Genomic DNA, 16,485 nt, shown 5'->3' with positions numbered 1-16,485 from the left:
CAGAATCTGCTGCGTACCCGGAAAGACGATGACCCGCATTTCAGGATGCACTTTTTTGCCTTTCAAGATTCGGGCCGCGATCTCCAGGTCTTCCAGACGCCCGTTGGTGCATGACCCGATCACTACCTGATCAATTTTCACTCCCTGGGCCTCGCTTACTTTTCTGGTGTTCTCAGGCAGATGCGGAAAAGCCACTACCGGTTCCAGGGCGGAAACGTCATATTCCCTTATCTCATAATAAAGGGCGTCGTCGTCAGACTGATAGAAGCGGTAAGGCCGCCGGGCCCGGTTTTTTATATATTCCGCAGTGACGTCGTCCGGGACGATGATGCCATTTTTCCCGCCTGCTTCAATAGCCATGTTGGCCATCGTAAAACGGTTGTCCATTGATAATGAGGAGATGGCCTCACCGCAGAACTCCATAGCCATATAGCGGGCCCCGTCCACACCGATATCCCCTATGGTGTGGAGGATCAAGTCCTTGCCTCCCACCCAGGCGGGAAGCTTGCCATAATATACGAATTTGATTGTTTCCGGCACTTTAAACCAGGCTTCCCCGGTGGCCATGGCCGCAGCCATATCAGTGGATCCCACTCCGGTCGCGAATGCGCCTAGGGCGCCGTAGGTGCAGGTGTGCGAGTCGGCTCCGATTATGACATCGCCGGGCAGCACCAGGCCCTGCTCCGGCAGCAGGCAATGCTCAATACCCATCTGCCCGATTTCAAAGTAATTTTTTATCCCTTTGGCCCGGGCGAATTCACGCATGATTTTGCACTGCTCGGCGGATTTAATATCCTTGTTGGGTGCGAAGTGGTCGGGAACCAGCACAATCTTTTCCCGGTCATATACTTCTTCTTTTCCCAGCTTTTCAAATTCGGAAATAGCCACCGGAGCAGTGACGTCATTGCCCAGGACGACATCGACCCGGCAGTTGATCAGTTCACCCGCTTCCACCGCCTTTTTTCCGGCATGGTCAGCCAGGATCTTTTGTGTTATCGTCATTCCCATATCTTGAGGTCTTCCTTTCCTGGAGGCTAGATTTCCTTATCTCGTCTTTGTACCTCGTAATAATGCTTGTTTATAGCGTTTATGTATGATTTGACACTGGCTTCAATGATATCGGTACTGAGGCCCCGGCCATTATATACCTTGCCGTCAATTTGAATGTGGGACACCACTTCACCCAGGGCGTCTTTACCCCCGCCCACCGCGCTGAGTTTATAGTCCAGCATTTTGCCATAATGGTCAGTGATCTTATCCACTGCCCGGCAGGCGGCGTCTACCGGGCCGTCCCCGGTAGCGGCGGCATCGAATACCTTGTCTTCGATTTTCAAACTCACGGTGGCGGTAGGCAATACCGTGCTGCCGCTGACCACATGCAGGTATTCCAGGCTGAATCTTTCCGGAATAGCATAGACTTTGTCCTTGACCAGAGCCTCCAGATCATCATTGGTGACCTGTTTCTTTTTGTCGGCGATTATCTTGAAACCATTGAAAGCCCGGGCCAATTCCTCATCATTCAAAGTGTAGCCCAGAGATTCCATGTGCTCTTTAAAGGCGTGGCGCCCCGAGTGTTTGCCCAAAACCAGCTGGCTCTGGCTTACTCCGATCAATTCCGGGCTCATGATTTCATAAGTAGTTCTCTCCTTGAGCATGCCGTCCTGATGGATACCAGACTCATGGGCAAAGGCATTTTTCCCCACTATGGCCTTATTGGGCTGAACCTGCATGCCGGTCAAACTGCTCACCAAACGACTGGTGCGATAAATCTCCCCATGATTGATCCCGGTGGTCTTTTTCAGGTAATCATAGCGGGTGTACAAGGCCATTATGATTTCTTCCAGGGCGGCATTTCCGGCCCTCTCCCCGATACCGTTCACGGCACACTCCACCTGGCGGGCCCCATTCAGGATTCCCGCCATGGAATTTGCCACCGCCAGACCCAAATCGTCATGACAATGAACGCTGATAATGGCTTCATCCACGTTTTTCACCCGGCTCATGAGCTCTTTAATGAAGCGCCCGAATTCCTCGGGGATGCCATAGCCTACAGTGTCGGGGAGGTTGACAACGGTGGCGCCTGCGGCAATTACGTTCTCTGTAACCCGGGCCAGAAAATCCATATCGCTGCGGGAGGCGTCTTCTGCGGAGAATTCCACATCATGGCAAAACTTCTTGGCATACTTGACGGCCTCAACCGCTTGAACCAGAACCTCTTCCCGGGATTTCTTGAGCTTATATTTCAGATGTATGGGAGAAGTAGCCAGAAAAGTATGTATACGGGGAGTTTCGGCGTCTTTAACGGCCTCCCAGGTCCTGTCGATATCCTCCCGGTTGGCACGGCACAACCCGGCGATTACCGCGCCTTTGACCGCACGGGCTATGGCCTTTACCGCGTCAAAGTCGCCTGGTGAAGCTATGGGAAAGCCGGCTTCGATAATATCGACACCCAGCCGGGCCAGCTGATGAGCTATCTCCAGCTTTTCCTCCACATTCAGGCTCACCCCCGGAGATTGCTCCCCATCCCGGAGCGTAGTGTCAAACAGGTAAATACGATCTTTGGCAGACATCCTGCACCCCCCGATTATATAAATATTTGAACCTCTATTTGGTCTCTTTCAGCCAGGGCATCATAGCCCGCAATTTTTCTCCCACCTCTTCGATGAGGTGTTCACGGTTGCGGCGTTTAAGGGCATTAAACTGCGGTCTGCCCACCTGGTTCTCCAGCAGCCAGTTCTTGGCGAAACGGCCTTCCTGAATGTCTGTTAAGGCCTGCTGCATAGCCTGGCGGGCTTCAGGGCCGACGACATCCGGTCCTTTAGTATAGTCGCCCCATTCGGCGGTATCACTTATGGAATAACGCATATAGCCCATGCCGCCTTCATACATCAGATCCACGATCAGTTTTAGCTCATGCATGCATTCGAAATAGGCTATCTCCGGCTGGTAACCGGCTTCAACCAGGGTTTCGAATCCAGTCTTGACCAGTTGGGTTCCCCCGCCGCAAAGTACACACTGTTCGCCGAACAAATCGGTTTCCGTTTCTTCCTTAAAGCTGGTTTCAATAACGCCAGCCCGGGTGCAGCCTATTCCACAGGCATAGGCCAGGGCCAGGTCTCTGGCTTTTCCGCTGTAATCCTGCTGAACGGCAACCAAGCCCGGTACTCCGGCGCCTTTGGTGTACATCCTTCTTACTAGATGGCCCGGGCTTTTGGGGGCCACCATGAAAACATCGATAAAGGCAGGCGGAACAATCTGGCCGAAATGAATGTTAAAGCCGTGCGAGAAGCCCAGGGCATTGCTTTCGGTGAGGTGGGGCTTAATCTGTTCATTATAAACCCTGGCCTGAGTTTCGTCAGGAAGAAGCACCTGAATAATATCTGCTGCCTGAGCCGCTTCCGAAACGGTCAGAGGCTGAATTCCGGCGGCAATGACTTTGTTCCATTCTTCTTCGGTAAAATCGTCAAAGGGCTTGCGCAGCCCCACCACCACGTTGACTCCACTCTCATGCAGGTTCTGAGCCTGGGCATGGCCCTGGGAACCGAAACCCATCACAGCCACGGTTTTCCCTCTAAGCAGATCCAGGTTGGCGTCAGCATCATAAAACATTTTAGCCATTGTCAACATCCTCCTTATTATTATGTCTACCCCCGGCTGTACCGGGGGTCAGCATCTGCTACCAGCATAACCCAAATATCTTTTTTTATCCTTTGCACCCCCCCCGCAGCATGGCGATCTTGCCGGTACGCACCAGCTCGGAGATGCCGAAAGGCCGCAGGGCTTCTTCTATAGCGTCAATTTTGGCGGAATCCCCGGTTACTTCAATAATTAAGTTATTTTTGCCGATATCTACGATGCGGGCGCGGAATATCTCCACGATCTGCATGACTTCAGCGCGCACGCTGGCATCGGCTTTGACTTTGATAAGTACTAATTCGCGTTCTACCGCCCGTTCATTGGTAACATCCACAATTTTAATCACATTGACCAGTTTGTAAAGCTGCTTGGTGACCTGCTCGATAATCTGGTCGTCGCCCTCCACCACGATCGTCATCCGTGAAATGGTAGGATTCTCGGTGGCCCCTACGGTGAGGCTATCGATATTGAAACCCCTTCTGCGGAACATGGTGGTCACCCGGGTCAGGACCCCGGGTTTATTGTCGACTGTAACCGCCAGTGTATGCTTCATTATTCGTCACCCCCGATCATATTAATGAGGGATTCTCCCGGGGCCACCATGGGGTAGACATCGGCTTCCCTTTCCACCACGAAATCGATAAAGACGGGACGATCTCCCACCTTCATGGCTTCCCTTAAAGCATCTTTGACCTGATCGGTCTCAGTCACCCGCATACCCACCGCTCCGTAGGCCTCGGCCACTTTAACAAAGTCAGGCTGCAGGCTGATATCGGTATTAGAATAACGCTTTTTATAAAACAGGCCTTGCCATTGCCTGACCATACCCAGATATTGATTGTTGAGAATACAAACAATCACCGGTACTTTATACTGCATGGCGGTGCCCAGTTCCTGAATATTCATCTGAATGCTGCCGTCTCCGGCGATATCGATCACGGTCATGTCTGGGCGGGCTATTTTGGCGCCGATGGCGGCCGGAAATCCATAGCCCATAGTGCCGAGTCCCCCTGAGCTGATAAAGCTTCTGGGGTTTTTGAATTTATAGTATTGAGCCGCCCACATCTGATGCTGACCTACTTCGGTGGTGATGACGGCATCGCCTTGAGTCATATCGTAAATGCTCTCGATGACATGCTGCGGCATGATGCGTCCTTCACATGAAGCCGGATAGCGCAGGGGATACTCCAGTTTCCATCGATCGATGGTATGATGCCATTCGCTCAGCTCTTCAACAGCTTCCAAGCGCTGGTTAATGGCCTGCAAAACCTCTTTTACCTGTCCCACGATAGGTATGTCAACCGCCACATTTTTGCCGATCTCGGCAGCATCAATATCGATGTGGATCACCTTGGCGTGCGGGGCAAAGGCTTCGATCTTCCCGGTGACCCGGTCGTCAAAGCGCACCCCTACGGCTATCAAAAGATCTGATTCTGACACCGCATAATTGGCGTATTTGGTGCCATGCATGCCCAGCATGCCCAAGGCCAGATAATTGTTGCCGGGGAAAGCCCCCATACCCATCAAGGTAGTAGTGACTGGTATTTTACGCTTTTCCGCCAGTTCCCTGAGTTCTTCCGACGCTTCGGAGATGATAACCCCGCCGCCGGCATAGATTACCGGACGCTGAGCCTGTTTGATCAGTTCCACCGCGTTAATCACCTGTCCGGCGTTAAAGCCTTTCATCACCCGGTAGCTATGGATGAAAACCTCTGATTTGTCGCTAGTAAAGTCAATGCTCTTATCCATGATGTCCTTGGGCAAGTCGACCACTACCGGACCGGGCCGGTTAGTTCTGGCAATGTAGAAGGCCTCTTTTACTACCTGCTCCACATCCTCGGTGCGTTCAACCAGGTAGTTATGTTTGGTGATAGGCAGGGTGATGCCGGTTATGTCGGCTTCCTGAAAAGCATCCCGGCCGATGAGGTGTGACGCCACCTGCCCGGTGAAAAAGACCATGGGGATTGAATCCATATTGGCGGTGGCAATTCCGGTAACCAGATTAGTGGCGCCGGGCCCCGAGGTGGCGATACACACCCCGGTTTTCCCAGAGGCCCGGGCATATCCGTCAGCGGCGTGAGCAGCGCCCTGTTCGTGCCGGGCCAAAATATGTTTGATATCAGAATCATAGAGGACATCATATATAGGTAGAACAACCCCACCGGGGTAGCCGAAGATGGTGTCCACCCCTTGTTCCTTAAGACTATTAATCAGGATTTCAGCACCTTTACAATTCATAAAATCACCTCCGTAAATTCTTCCAACTCCCGCTTAAACCTCACGTTTATGATACAAAAGCGCCCAGCCAGTTATAAAGCAAAGGCGGGCTCTTGGCCCGCCGGTTTTATTACGCTTGCCATATTGAAATCATTCTTTAAATATGGCTCCTGTACTGGCTGATTGTACCAATTGAGCATATCGTTTCATATAACCTTTTTTTATTCGGGGCTCCGGCTCTCTCCAGAGGCTGCTCCTCTTTTCGATAATGCCGTCGTCTACTAGCAGTTGTAGTCGGCACCCAGGTATATCGATCTCGATTAGATCGCCTTCTTCAATCAGGCCAATCAAGCCCCCTGAAGCTGCTTCAGGGGATACGTGCCCAATGGATGCTCCCCGGGTAGCCCCGGAAAATCGCCCATCGGTAATTAATGCCACCTCCTTATCCAAACCCATACCGGCAATTGCCGAGGTTGGAGTCAGCATTTCTCTCATACCTGGTCCGCCTTTGGGGCCTTCGTAGCGAATGACAATAACATCTCCGGGTACAATTTTCTGATTGAGAATAGCCGCTACGGCTTGTTCTTCAGAGTCGAATACCCGGGCTGGTCCCGTATGCCGCATCATCTCTTCAGCCACTGCGCTCTTTTTGACCACGGCCCCCTCTGGCGCCAAATTGCCAAAAAGCATGGCCAAACCGCCGCTGGGGCTGTAGGGCTGGTCTATGGGCCGGATCACATCATAATTGCGCACTGCGGCATCTTTGATGTTGTCTCCTACAACTGTTCCGGTAACAGTCAGGGCTTCTTTATCGATCAGGCCCTTTTTGTCGAGTTCACTGAACATGGCTTGAATGCCGCCGGCCTGGTAGAGGTCTTCCATATGGTGATGCCCGGCGGGGCTCAGACGGCAAAGATTAGGAGTTGAAGCGCTGATTTCATTGAAAAGGTTCAAATCTATAAATACACCCGCTTCGTGAGCGATGGCCATCAAATGCAGGACAGAATTGGTTGAACAGCCAATGGCCATATCCAGGCGCATGGCATTCGAGAAAGCCGCCTCAGTCAGGATATCACCGGGTTTGATATCTTTTTCTACCAGGGTCATGATCTTCATGCCTGCGGTTTTGGCCAATCGAATCCGCTCGGAATAAACCGCGGGGATAGAGCCATTCCCTGGCAGGCCCATTCCCAGGGCCTCGGTTAAACAATTCATGGAATTGGCGGTAAACATCCCGGCACAGGAACCACAGGTAGGGCAGGCGCTCTCTTCCAACCGGGCCAGCTCCTCAGGAGTCATTTTTCCGGCAGCCGCCGCACCTACTCCCTCAAATACCTGGGTTAAGGTCAGGCCTTTATCACCTGACCTGCCGGCCAGCATTGGGCCCCCGCTGACAAAGATGGCGGGAATATTTAAACGCGCCGCAGCCATCAGCATGCCCGGCACCACCTTATCGCAATTGGGTATGAATACCAGTCCGTCAAAGGCATGGGCGGTAGCCATAATCTCCACTGAATCGGCGATCAGCTCCCGGCTGCCCAGAGAATACTTCATACCCAGGTGGTTCATAGCGATGCCGTCGCAGACTGCTATGGTCTGAAATTCCAGGGGAGTTCCCCCTGCCACGCGCACTCCCGCTTTAACCGCTTCCCCGATTTTGTCCAAGTTAATATGACCTGGCACGATATCATTGTGCGAGTTAACTATGCCGATCAGAGGTCTTTTGATCTCTTCATCGCTAAGGCCGATGGCCCTGAATAAAGATCGATGGGGAGCCTTTTCCAGCCCCAATTTAATTGTGTCGCTTTTCACCCCGATCACCTTCCTTAGATAGCCCAACCTGCTCAACAAGTTTCTGTTTGCAAGCTATAAAAGAATATAAAAATCCCCTCGTCCCGGTCAGGGACGAGAGGAATCTCCCGCGGTACCACCCTGTTTGTCGCCCATGCGACCACTTACAGCGCGTGCTTTCCGGCACACTGTCTTGATAACGGACTTTTGCGTCCGGCAGCACCTACTCAGGCAAGCCTTTCAGATTGCTCCTCCGGGATGATCACCACCAGAAATGTTGATACTGGCTTTCAGCACATGGCCAGCTTCTCTGTAATCAAGTGATTTCAGGTGTCAAGTCCCTTCCTCGGTGTGATTAATTCATTATTTAATATTCATCAAGTATATTGAATCATACCGCTGTTTGTCAATAGTATACGTCGCATTAGCTGTCATTTCTGCTCGATTTTGCGAATGTATTCTTTCAGTATGATATTGTTAGGCTTTCCGCTTAGATGACGGTTCCCTTCCCTGCGCTTGATCTTCTTGTACAAAGCCCACAACAGACGGTTGCCCTCCTCGGTCTGCCGGGCCTCGGAGGGGCTCATCCCCTGTAAGAGGCTGAGGTGAGAATGCACCCACTTGTTTAAATATAGTTCTTTCAGTATGGCTGAAAGCTGAGGATAAGCTTTTTTCAGGTCAGCCGTAAGTATATCGAAGATGCCATCTTCCCGGATCTCCATGCCATCGAACTCCAGGCACCCATACATATCGGCTTCAAATTGCTGTCTGACCCTGGCCATGTCACTGTCTCCAAAGGTGGAAACGGCTATCCAATTTGACCCCATAATGTACTCAGCCTCAAAAGCCGGTCCGTGGGCAGAGGCCTCCACCTGATAATAGAGCTGGAAATCTCTACCCTGGAAACAGAAGTCTTTTCCCATGGTTTCCAGTCTTTCTACGACTCTTTGCCGGTCCTTGATATGATAGTGCGCGCTTATCAAGCGCATGCCGTCATCACAAGCCGCCTCACTGCCCGGTTCCAAAAGCACATCTTCGAAGCTTACATACTGCCCGCCCAAATAACGAAAGGCGGTGAGCACATTCACCTGATAATCCTCTCTTAATAGAACGCAACTAACCTCATCCTCCAGAAAATCATGGAGGCCGTTTAGGTTATCATCATCCTGGCAGATTACCACAAATTCATCCCCGTTCACTACCAGGTCGGCAACTACGCCGCTCATAAATGATACCCCGCAGTTAAAATCCTCTTCGCGATAAGTCAGGCGCATATGCATTCCATCAGGCAGTTCCTTAACTTCCCTTACCCCGTCCAGGTCATCCAGTTTGGCAAGCAGCTGCTCCAGATCAATAATCTCATATACCCGGCAAAAGGCGGGATCACTAAAAGGATTATACTTGGTGCTGCAACAATTTTTGTAAGTTTCTTCAAATGATTCGATCAACCAGCTATCTTCTGTTTTAATCAACCCCACCAGGTATTCGCGGTAATAGAACTCCCCTGCTTCAATGACGATGGAATAGGCCCCAACAATGGGTCTATCAACATCGCCCTGCTCTTTGCAGGCTCCGCCCTCAATAAATATTGCCGCGGAGTTCATGATCGCATCCATTTCAAAATCGGTTTTAAGCCCAAATGCCGCTTCACGGAGCAAGCACAGAATATAATCCCAATCATGATATTTATAAGCGTGAAATATGCTGTTAACCAGCTGGCGTGGGTTCAATTTCGCCGACAGAAGGCGAACCAGGTTCCGTTCGCGCTCAGAACCGAGATCGCTTTTTTCAAACAGATACTTTTGATACAGAAAGCGCCCCAGAGCCGGGCGGCTCATATGGCGGAGGTTGTGGTGATAGGCCTGGGAGACCAGGAAACAGGCTTCATCCAAACTGATTTCCGTCATATCCGGCAGGTTTTTGCGATCCCGGTCATACTGAGCCGGCAGCATATTTTCAACCAGGAAGAAGCTATGTATGCCGTCGCTGTTGAAAGTAAGGTAGAAGCATTCCACATGCAAGTTCTTTCGGCCGATTTTCCAGGCTACGTCCAGGGTTACCCGGCCGGTATGCCTGGTGCAGGAAGCATAGGCCTTGTAAAATGTCCCTTGAAAGGGGGCCAATACTGACCTGGGCATACCCGCCAGGTGCATTTTATCTAAAACCCGGTTGCATAATTGCTTATATTCCTTGTCAAACTCAAGTTTTATCACTTCGATAAACTCTATGACCGCCTCTTCGCGGAAAGCTGACAAACCCTCCAAGATTAAAGGCCGGGTTTCATGCGGAACCTCCTCGAATAAGTCCAGCATAAAGAGACGGCCTTCATTGCTTCCCGACAATTGACGGAGATCGCTGATAATATCCTTAAAATAATTAATGGGTAATCCTTTGCGGTTTCTCATGCCAGGTTCCTTTACCATCTATAAATGTAATTGTAATTTAACACTTCGCGGGGTGATTGGCAAACCATCCCGGCAAACCCCGCCGCAGTCATTTTTCAACATATGATTCTTTAATAGGAGCAATTATTGTGTATTATGCAATTTTTTTCTTGGTCCAGGCAGGAAGTATAACAGTAATAAAGAAATAATGGGAAGAATGACATTCTTTGTTGATCGGGTGGTATTTTGAGAAGAATTAAGATCAAACACCTGAAACCAAACATGGTGGTAGCGCGTTCCGTTTACTACGGCAATGCCCATGTTCTAGCCCAGGCAGGCATGGTACTGACAGTTGACGCCATCAAACGCCTGGATGAACTGGGCATCGCTTCGGTATATATTCGTGAGCAATACGTGCCTGAGACAGTGGAGCCAGAGGACGTAATACCGGAAAAGGTTCGTCTGGAAACCATAGAAATGGTCAAAGCGAGCTTTATAAACCTGCATGATCACCTCAAACTTGACATAAACCGGGTGGCTAGCATCGTTAACAGTATCATTGACGAGTTGCTGGCCTCTGACGATATTCTGGTGCAACTGACTGACATTCGCGCCTTTGACGACTATCTATTTGCCCACTCGGTAAATGTATGCGTTCTATCTATTATGACCGGCATTACTTTGCATTTTGACAAAGCCCGGCTGACTGAACTCGGGGTTGGCGCACTGCTTCATGATATCGGCAAAACCAAAATCGATTCAGAAATTCTCAACAAACCGGATGACCTCAGCCGTCAGGAATTCGATGAGATAAAGCGTCATACCAACTACGGCTTCGAAATGCTGAGGAACTATGCCGACCTTTCTCTGCTCTCCGCCCACATAGCCTTTCAGCATCATGAGCGCTGGGATGGCCAGGGGTATCCCCGCGGCCTGAGAGGCGAGTCTATTCATGAATATGCACGCATCGTAGCTGTGGCCGATGTCTATGATGCATTGCTGGCTGATCGGCCTTATCGCCCTTCTTACACGGTCAATCAAGCCTTAACCATATTGGAGCGTATGTCCGGGGTCTATCTGGATCCCAACTTCGTAACTGCTTTGGTTTCAAATATAGCCATTTATCCGGTAGGGAGTTTGGTGGAAATCAGCACCGGCTATATAGGCATAGTTATGGAAGTGAATAAAGTTGTACCCACCCGTCCGGTTATTCGCATCATTGTGGACAACACCGGAAGGCGCCTCAGCCGCACTCATATGATCGATTTATCCCAATTTGCCACTATTATGGTCATTCGAGCCTTAAATGGCGACGACATTGATAAGTTGAATTTAAGAGAATACGTCCTGGCATAATCCCCGCGAACAAAACCTATTTATCGCATATCCCACCGCGTTTTCCGGCAAGCTAACAAAAAAGCCGGAGGTTTTTCATGTTTGTTAAAATAGTGTCCCTGTTTCTGATTATTATTTTTGGCGGCACGCTGTTGTTTTTATTGCTAAAAAAAGTAATCCCCACCTTATTGAACAAGTAAGGCCATACAAATCCTGAAATAAACCACTTGCATATGCTTAAACTACTCTAGAAGGAGGGAAAGCATATGACAAGATACCGGACTACCGACGGCAAAGAAGACTTGAGACAAAAATTCCATTGGTTTGGGGCTATGGCCATTCCTTTGGCTTTTGTCAACGGATTGTTTTTCGGTGGCTACGCCTTACGCAAAATCCGGCAATACTGGGAAGGCGGGCCCATGGACTAATCGATTGTCCTGATCCCGCCAAAATGGTTCATCTTTACAGGGATGAACCGTTTTTTTTCCTGGCGGCGTTGGCCTTTGTCAACCTATCAGGTTCAGGCAATGGTTGATTTCTTCTAAAGTCTCGCCGGTATTGGGGCCGTCGATTTTCACCAGGGCAGCGTGATCCAATTGGGTTGGTCCCCGGTTTATTATGATCAAGTCCTGATAAAAAGTGCTGAAGGCCCTTACAAAGCCTGCCACAGGATATACTGTCAGTGACGACCCGATAACCAGCAAAGTCCGTGCCCCCATTATCAAATCCTGGGCATCGGTAAAAGATTTGATAGGCTCACCGAAAAGAATCACGTCCGGCTTTAAAATCGAACCGCACTGGTCACAGGTGGGAATAATGACGCCCTGTTCGCGTACTCCAGCCCAGCTGAAAAGCTCCCCGCAATGCCGATTGGTACAAACATAGCGTTCGCTGTTGCCATGAACCGCCACCACCCGGCGGCTTCCAGCCTTCTCATGCAGCCCATCTATATTCTGCGTGACAATTCCTTTAATAAAGCCGTTTTTCTCCATTTCAGCCAGCATATAATGGGCCTTGCTGGGCTCGACGGTAGGAAAAATAAAATGCTGGTTATAGAAATCATAGAACAGCCGGGGATTATTATTAAAAGTTTCGATGTTTATTATACTCATAACCCGGTCTTCACCCAATTGACGATAAATTCCGTTTTGACCCCGAAAATCAGGTATCCCCGCTTCGGTGCTGATGCCTGCACCGGTGACCACCACGGTATTGGGTGAGTTTGCCAGGGTGCGCACTATCTGGTCGATCTGATGGCTTGGCTTATTCATGGCGCCGACTCCTTATATGTAAAATTGAACACTACTTCGCTATCCTGGCGGGCGATTCCTTTTACTTCCGGGTCGATAAGGAAGCAGGTTCGATTACGACGGGAAAACCCGGAATATGGTTTCATCCGGGCCGTTCTGTCCGACTCTGGTCATCGTCCTCGACTTGCAGGGGTATTTTATGGGGATCCCGTCTTCGACTTAACGAGAATCTCAGCTTAACATTGATGCAGGAGCATCGCTCCCATTACTTGGAGGAGGTGATTTTCATGGCAATTGTGGCAACGCCGGTAGCCAGTGATTTGGTTTTAGTCATGGACGCTGGCTTGGATGAATTTGGTCGGCAAGTAACCAGGAAAAGACAGTACGGCAACCTCAAAAACTCGGCTAATGATGAGGACGTTTTTGAGGCGGCTGAAGGCATCATCAGTCTGCACGAATCCGCCTGTCTGGCAGTTCAGCGGGTAAATACCGTCGAGCTGACCGAAGAAGGTTAAGCCGCTTACCAGCTCTGCAAAGGAGGGATTAAAATGGCCATTGAACGCACTATTGAGATGGGTTTTAACACCAGCTTGAACAAGAATCATACCATACGCATCGCCGGAGCCAAAGCAGCAGCTACAGCCCAAGAAATCTCGGCAGTAATGGACACATTAGTGACAAAAGACGTTTTTGTAGGCAATAATGGTACGCTGAACAGCAAGAAGAGCGCTCGCCTGGTAACCAGGCAAACCGATGATTTCGATATAGCTTAGAACCATGGGGGGGCTGTGTTAACAGCCCCCCGGCTTATTGACAAAGTCAACCAGCCGGACAGAGCGAACGGCGGAAGCGAAGAGCAAGGCGCGAAATAGGCCCGCGATTGAGGCGTACAAATAGTGCGTTGATTGAGCGGGCCTATTGAGCAACGCAGATATTCGCTTTTGTCGACGGTCCGGGGGCTGTGCCAGCAGCCCCCGGCTTATTGCGATGAGGATCTGACTGTGATCGCAAACGGATTATAGCTTATTCCATTGTCGAAGACTTCTCCCTCGCGCTTTTTCAGCCATCCTACCAAAGCATAGGTAAACGGGGTAGCCAGAACTTCGTAAGCCACTTTCCATCCGTATTGAACCGCCACCATGCTCATAAAGATCGGAGCAGAATACAAGCCATAAAAAGCTGCTGACATAAAAATCAGGGTGTCCAGAGCCTGACCAACCAGGGTTGAGCCAATGGTGCGGGTCCACAGCCAGCGCCCGCTGGTTAAGATCTTCAAACGGGACAGTATAACCGCATTGGAAAATTCTCCGACAAAATAGGCCAGCAATGAGGCTAAAACCAACCGCGGGGCAAAACCCAGTACGGTGAGGTAGGCCGGTTCTTGCTCCCAAAACTCCGGCCAGGGCAATCTGACAACAGCCATGAAAAACACAGCCATGAAAAGGTTGGCCGCAAATCCCAGCCATATGGTGATGCGAGCTCGCCTGAATCCATACACCTCGGTGAGAACATCTCCGAAGATATAAGTTACAGGAAAAAGAAACAGATCGGCAGTTAATACCATGCCGCCCAGATCCACCAGGCGTCCCGCCACAATATTGGTAATTAACAGGCAGGTGATAAACAGACAGGTAATAATCAAGAACATGACAGATATCGGGGCATCTTTAGGCTGCATATAACAGACCTCCTTGTTTTTTTAAGGCGGGTAGGCTGCGACCGCCGTATATATTCTAGCATAGTAATAATAAAATGTTTAACATCTTCATAAGATTCATGGTGGACATTTACTGTTGCAATACTTAATAAAAGGTATAATATTATAGGTCACATTCATTAACGGGGTACAATCTATGGCAAAGGATTCCAAGAGGTCTATTGAACAGGCCGCCCTGATCGCGGTCATGTCCACCTCATTCATGGTTGCCTTTATGGGCAGCGCGATAAACCTGGCCCTGCCGGTAATGGTGCAGGAATATGCCAGCACGGCCACCATGTCCAGCTGGGTGGTCGCCTCATATTTGCTTTCGTCAGCGGCATTTCTGCTGCCGTTAGGGCGCCTGGCCGATATTCAAGGACGCCGCAAGTACTACCTGGCAGGCACAATCTTATATACCCTTTTTACCCTCTTGAGCACACTGGCCAACAGTATGGAAACTTTGATTTTCTGGCGCCTCTTGCAGGGTGTAGCCGCTGCCATGATATTTGGAACCGGCATGGCCATTTTGACCTCAGTATACCCGCCTCAGCAGCGCGGCAAAGCCATGGGGTGGAGTGTTTCCCTGACCTATACCGGATTGACTCTGGGACCGGCTCTGGGAGGTTTTCTGACCCAACACCTGGGATGGAGAACCATTTTTTATTTAACCGCCTTGTTGGGCCTGGTTGCCGCTTATCAGATATATCATCACCTGAGCGGTGAATGGCAGGGGGCTGCCAATGAAGACTTCGATTGGAAGGGCAGCCTATTTTACGGTTTAGGACTGATCTCCTTATTGTACGGCCTCTCCGCTATTACCACCGAGACCTGGGCAGGGGCTCTGGCAATTTTGGGAGTGGCATTACTGTGCGCTTTTGCCTGGGTGGAGCTGAGGAGCCTTTCCCCAATTCTCAATATACGCCTGTTTAGGGACAATCAAGCTTTTGCCTTCTCCAATCTGGCGGCCATGATCAATTACAGCAGCACCTTTGCCCTGACCTTTTTGCTTTCGATCTACCTGCAGATTGTTAGAGGCCTGGACACCCAGACGGCAGGCTTGATCCTGCTGATTCAGCCGGTTTTGATGGCTGTATTCTCACCTATGGCAGGCACCTTATCCGACCGTATCGAGCCGCGTCTGGTGGCCTCATGCGGAATGGCCCTCAACACCCTGTGTCTGCTGGTTTTAGCCTTTATCAATGAAAATACTTCGCTGTGGTTGGTCATGGTGATTCTGCCCTTGATCGGACTTGGATTTGCCCTGTTCTCCTCGCCTAATACCAATGCGGTCATGAGTTCTGTCGAACCCCGTTTCTATGGCATAGCATCATCAACCATCGGTACCATGCGTTTGGTAGGGCAATCCGTATGCATGGCCATTGCCACTCTGATCATCTCTATCTATGTTGGCCAAACCCCTCTAAACTCAGCCAGCCATACGGCGATCACCCACACCCTCAGAACTTCATTTATCACCTTCACTGTTTTGTCATTGTTCGGTGTTTTCGCCTCGTTGGCCCGCGGCAAGGTACACCAAAGTCCACAATCCGGCACTTCCCACCCCTCTCCCCAAGGCAACCGCTAACCCCTGAAAAATATGTTACGGCGCCATTGTGCGTGCCAATTATACTGTTCTATAATGTACGCTTCCTTTCTTTCCCATTCCAAGGAATTAATAGATGTGATACCATGCATTTTTATTTATAAGCATTTTTTGTAGTAGTACAATAGAAATTGGAACTATCCTGTCACAATAAATCGAAAGGAGGGCTAAGTAGCATCTGCACAGACGTGTTGGGGACATAGAATTATAGGGGGAAAGTTGAGTGAGAGATACATACGTAGAATGCGGCAGTTGTGAGGTATTTGGATACTGCACACAGACCGAGGCCGAATGCAAGGCCTATTATGCAGGTTTCGGCTGGGACAAATACAGAGAAATCCCGGGATGCAACACCTGTTCAATAAGTATGTGCAGTCAAACCTCCCTGGAGTGCGACGCCTACAAAGACATGAATGGCGTCGGCCAGATAGTGTTTTCCGATGCTGCCGACCGGCAAGACCAGCTGCACAGCCTGCCTGCCAACCTGGGGCTGATGAACTGGTTCACAGGTGTGATCGAACGGATAAGTACTGGAGACGTTATGGCTCTGGTCACCATTCGCTGCGGTGA

General features: G+C 50.2%; 15 protein-coding genes. 6 read left to right on the top strand and 9 right to left on the bottom strand.

Annotated elements, in window-relative coordinates:
• The 7 genes from B3W37_RS01785 to B3W37_RS01755 form a co-directional block, all read right to left on the bottom strand.
• A partial coding sequence (locus B3W37_RS01785; RefSeq protein ID WP_483174602.1) for a 3-isopropylmalate dehydratase large subunit occupies positions 1-1,008 on the bottom strand: 1,008 nt, incomplete at its 3' end.
• A 26-nt stretch (positions 1,009-1,034) separates the two neighbouring features.
• Entirely contained in the window at positions 1,035-2,570 is a 1,536-nt protein-coding gene (locus tag B3W37_RS01780; protein WP_481042735.1) for a 2-isopropylmalate synthase, read from the bottom strand.
• A 34-nt stretch (positions 2,571-2,604) separates the two neighbouring features.
• A complete protein-coding gene (ilvC, locus tag B3W37_RS01775; RefSeq protein ID WP_483174601.1) occupies positions 2,605-3,618 on the bottom strand; it encodes a ketol-acid reductoisomerase in 1,014 nt (337 codons plus the stop codon).
• Between the two features lie 85 nt (positions 3,619-3,703).
• On the bottom strand, positions 3,704-4,189 hold the full coding sequence (ilvN, locus tag B3W37_RS01770; RefSeq protein WP_481042731.1) for an acetolactate synthase small subunit: 486 nt from the start codon (positions 4,187-4,189) through the stop codon (positions 3,704-3,706).
• The gene (ilvB, locus tag B3W37_RS01765; RefSeq protein WP_483169756.1) at positions 4,189-5,874 is read right to left on the bottom strand and encodes a biosynthetic-type acetolactate synthase large subunit; all 1,686 of its coding nucleotides are present in this window, start codon (positions 5,872-5,874) and stop codon (positions 4,189-4,191) included. Before ilvB ends, ilvN begins: the two co-directional genes overlap by 1 nt.
• Before the next feature lie 129 nt (positions 5,875-6,003).
• Positions 6,004-7,665, bottom strand: coding sequence for a dihydroxy-acid dehydratase (gene ilvD, locus B3W37_RS01760; RefSeq protein WP_483174605.1), 1,662 nt, complete (start codon positions 7,663-7,665; stop codon positions 6,004-6,006).
• A 410-nt stretch (positions 7,666-8,075) separates the two neighbouring features.
• Positions 8,076-10,067, bottom strand: a complete 1,992-nt coding sequence (locus tag B3W37_RS01755) for a hypothetical protein (protein WP_483174600.1) — start codon at positions 10,065-10,067, stop codon at positions 8,076-8,078.
• A gap of 207 nt (positions 10,068-10,274) precedes the next feature.
• Between B3W37_RS01755 and B3W37_RS01750 the strand changes: the two genes are divergently transcribed.
• Both B3W37_RS01750 and B3W37_RS01745 read left to right on the top strand, forming a co-directional pair.
• On the top strand, positions 10,275-11,384 hold the full coding sequence (locus B3W37_RS01750) for an HD-GYP domain-containing protein (protein WP_483169759.1): 1,110 nt from the start codon (positions 10,275-10,277) through the stop codon (positions 11,382-11,384).
• Between the two features lie 245 nt (positions 11,385-11,629).
• Positions 11,630-11,791, top strand: a complete 162-nt coding sequence (locus B3W37_RS01745) for a hypothetical protein (RefSeq protein WP_483169760.1) — start codon at positions 11,630-11,632, stop codon at positions 11,789-11,791.
• Positions 11,792-11,869: 78 nt separating this feature from the next.
• Here the strand turns inward: B3W37_RS01745 and B3W37_RS01740 are convergent, their stop codons facing one another.
• Positions 11,870-12,634, bottom strand: coding sequence for an SIR2 family NAD-dependent protein deacylase (locus B3W37_RS01740; RefSeq protein WP_481042719.1), 765 nt, complete (start codon positions 12,632-12,634; stop codon positions 11,870-11,872).
• A gap of 266 nt (positions 12,635-12,900) precedes the next feature.
• Between B3W37_RS01740 and B3W37_RS01735 the strand changes: the two genes are divergently transcribed.
• On the top strand, positions 12,901-13,128 hold the full coding sequence (locus tag B3W37_RS01735; protein WP_483169761.1) for a DUF1659 domain-containing protein: 228 nt from the start codon (positions 12,901-12,903) through the stop codon (positions 13,126-13,128).
• A 33-nt stretch (positions 13,129-13,161) separates the two neighbouring features.
• On the top strand, positions 13,162-13,386 hold the full coding sequence (locus tag B3W37_RS01730) for a DUF2922 domain-containing protein (RefSeq protein WP_483169762.1): 225 nt from the start codon (positions 13,162-13,164) through the stop codon (positions 13,384-13,386).
• Positions 13,387-13,592: 206 nt separating this feature from the next.
• Here B3W37_RS01730 and B3W37_RS01725 read toward each other — a convergent pair whose 3' ends face one another.
• Complete coding sequence (locus B3W37_RS01725) at positions 13,593-14,291, bottom strand: queuosine precursor transporter (protein ID WP_483174599.1); 699 nt, start codon at positions 14,289-14,291, stop codon at positions 13,593-13,595.
• A gap of 175 nt (positions 14,292-14,466) precedes the next feature.
• Between B3W37_RS01725 and B3W37_RS01720 the strand changes: the two genes are divergently transcribed.
• Both B3W37_RS01720 and B3W37_RS01715 read left to right on the top strand, forming a co-directional pair.
• The gene (locus tag B3W37_RS01720; protein WP_483169764.1) at positions 14,467-15,897 is read left to right on the top strand and encodes an MFS transporter; all 1,431 of its coding nucleotides are present in this window, start codon (positions 14,467-14,469) and stop codon (positions 15,895-15,897) included.
• A 241-nt stretch (positions 15,898-16,138) separates the two neighbouring features.
• The coding region (locus tag B3W37_RS01715) for a hypothetical protein (RefSeq protein WP_483174598.1) at positions 16,139-16,485 on the top strand (347 nt) is incomplete at its 3' end.

This window comes from Syntrophomonas sp. UBA5494 (assembly GCF_002426325.1).
This window is presented reverse-complemented; position numbering and strand designations above follow the sequence as displayed.

What these genes read in the sequence shown, in the direction of transcription:
- B3W37_RS01780 (WP_481042735.1), bottom strand. Translation starts at nt 2,570, where the DNA reads ATGTCTGCCAAAGATCGTATTTACCTGTTTGACACTACGCTCCGGGAT.
- ilvC (WP_483174601.1), bottom strand. Translation starts at nt 3,618, where the DNA reads ATGGCTAAAATGTTTTATGATGCTGACGCCAACCTGGATCTGCTTAGA.
- ilvN (WP_481042731.1), bottom strand. Translation starts at nt 4,189, where the DNA reads ATGAAGCATACACTGGCGGTTACAGTCGACAATAAACCCGGGGTCCTG.
- ilvB (WP_483169756.1), bottom strand. Translation starts at nt 5,874, where the DNA reads ATGAATTGTAAAGGTGCTGAAATCCTGATTAATAGTCTTAAGGAACAA.
- B3W37_RS01755 (WP_483174600.1), bottom strand. Translation starts at nt 10,067, where the DNA reads ATGGTAAAGGAACCTGGCATGAGAAACCGCAAAGGATTACCCATTAAT.
- B3W37_RS01745 (WP_483169760.1), top strand. Translation starts at nt 11,630, where the DNA reads ATGACAAGATACCGGACTACCGACGGCAAAGAAGACTTGAGACAAAAA.
- B3W37_RS01740 (WP_481042719.1), bottom strand. Translation starts at nt 12,634, where the DNA reads ATGAATAAGCCAAGCCATCAGATCGACCAGATAGTGCGCACCCTGGCA.
- B3W37_RS01735 (WP_483169761.1), top strand. Translation starts at nt 12,901, where the DNA reads ATGGCAATTGTGGCAACGCCGGTAGCCAGTGATTTGGTTTTAGTCATG.
- B3W37_RS01730 (WP_483169762.1), top strand. Translation starts at nt 13,162, where the DNA reads ATGGCCATTGAACGCACTATTGAGATGGGTTTTAACACCAGCTTGAAC.
- B3W37_RS01725 (WP_483174599.1), bottom strand. Translation starts at nt 14,291, where the DNA reads ATGCAGCCTAAAGATGCCCCGATATCTGTCATGTTCTTGATTATTACC.
- B3W37_RS01720 (WP_483169764.1), top strand. Translation starts at nt 14,467, where the DNA reads ATGGCAAAGGATTCCAAGAGGTCTATTGAACAGGCCGCCCTGATCGCG.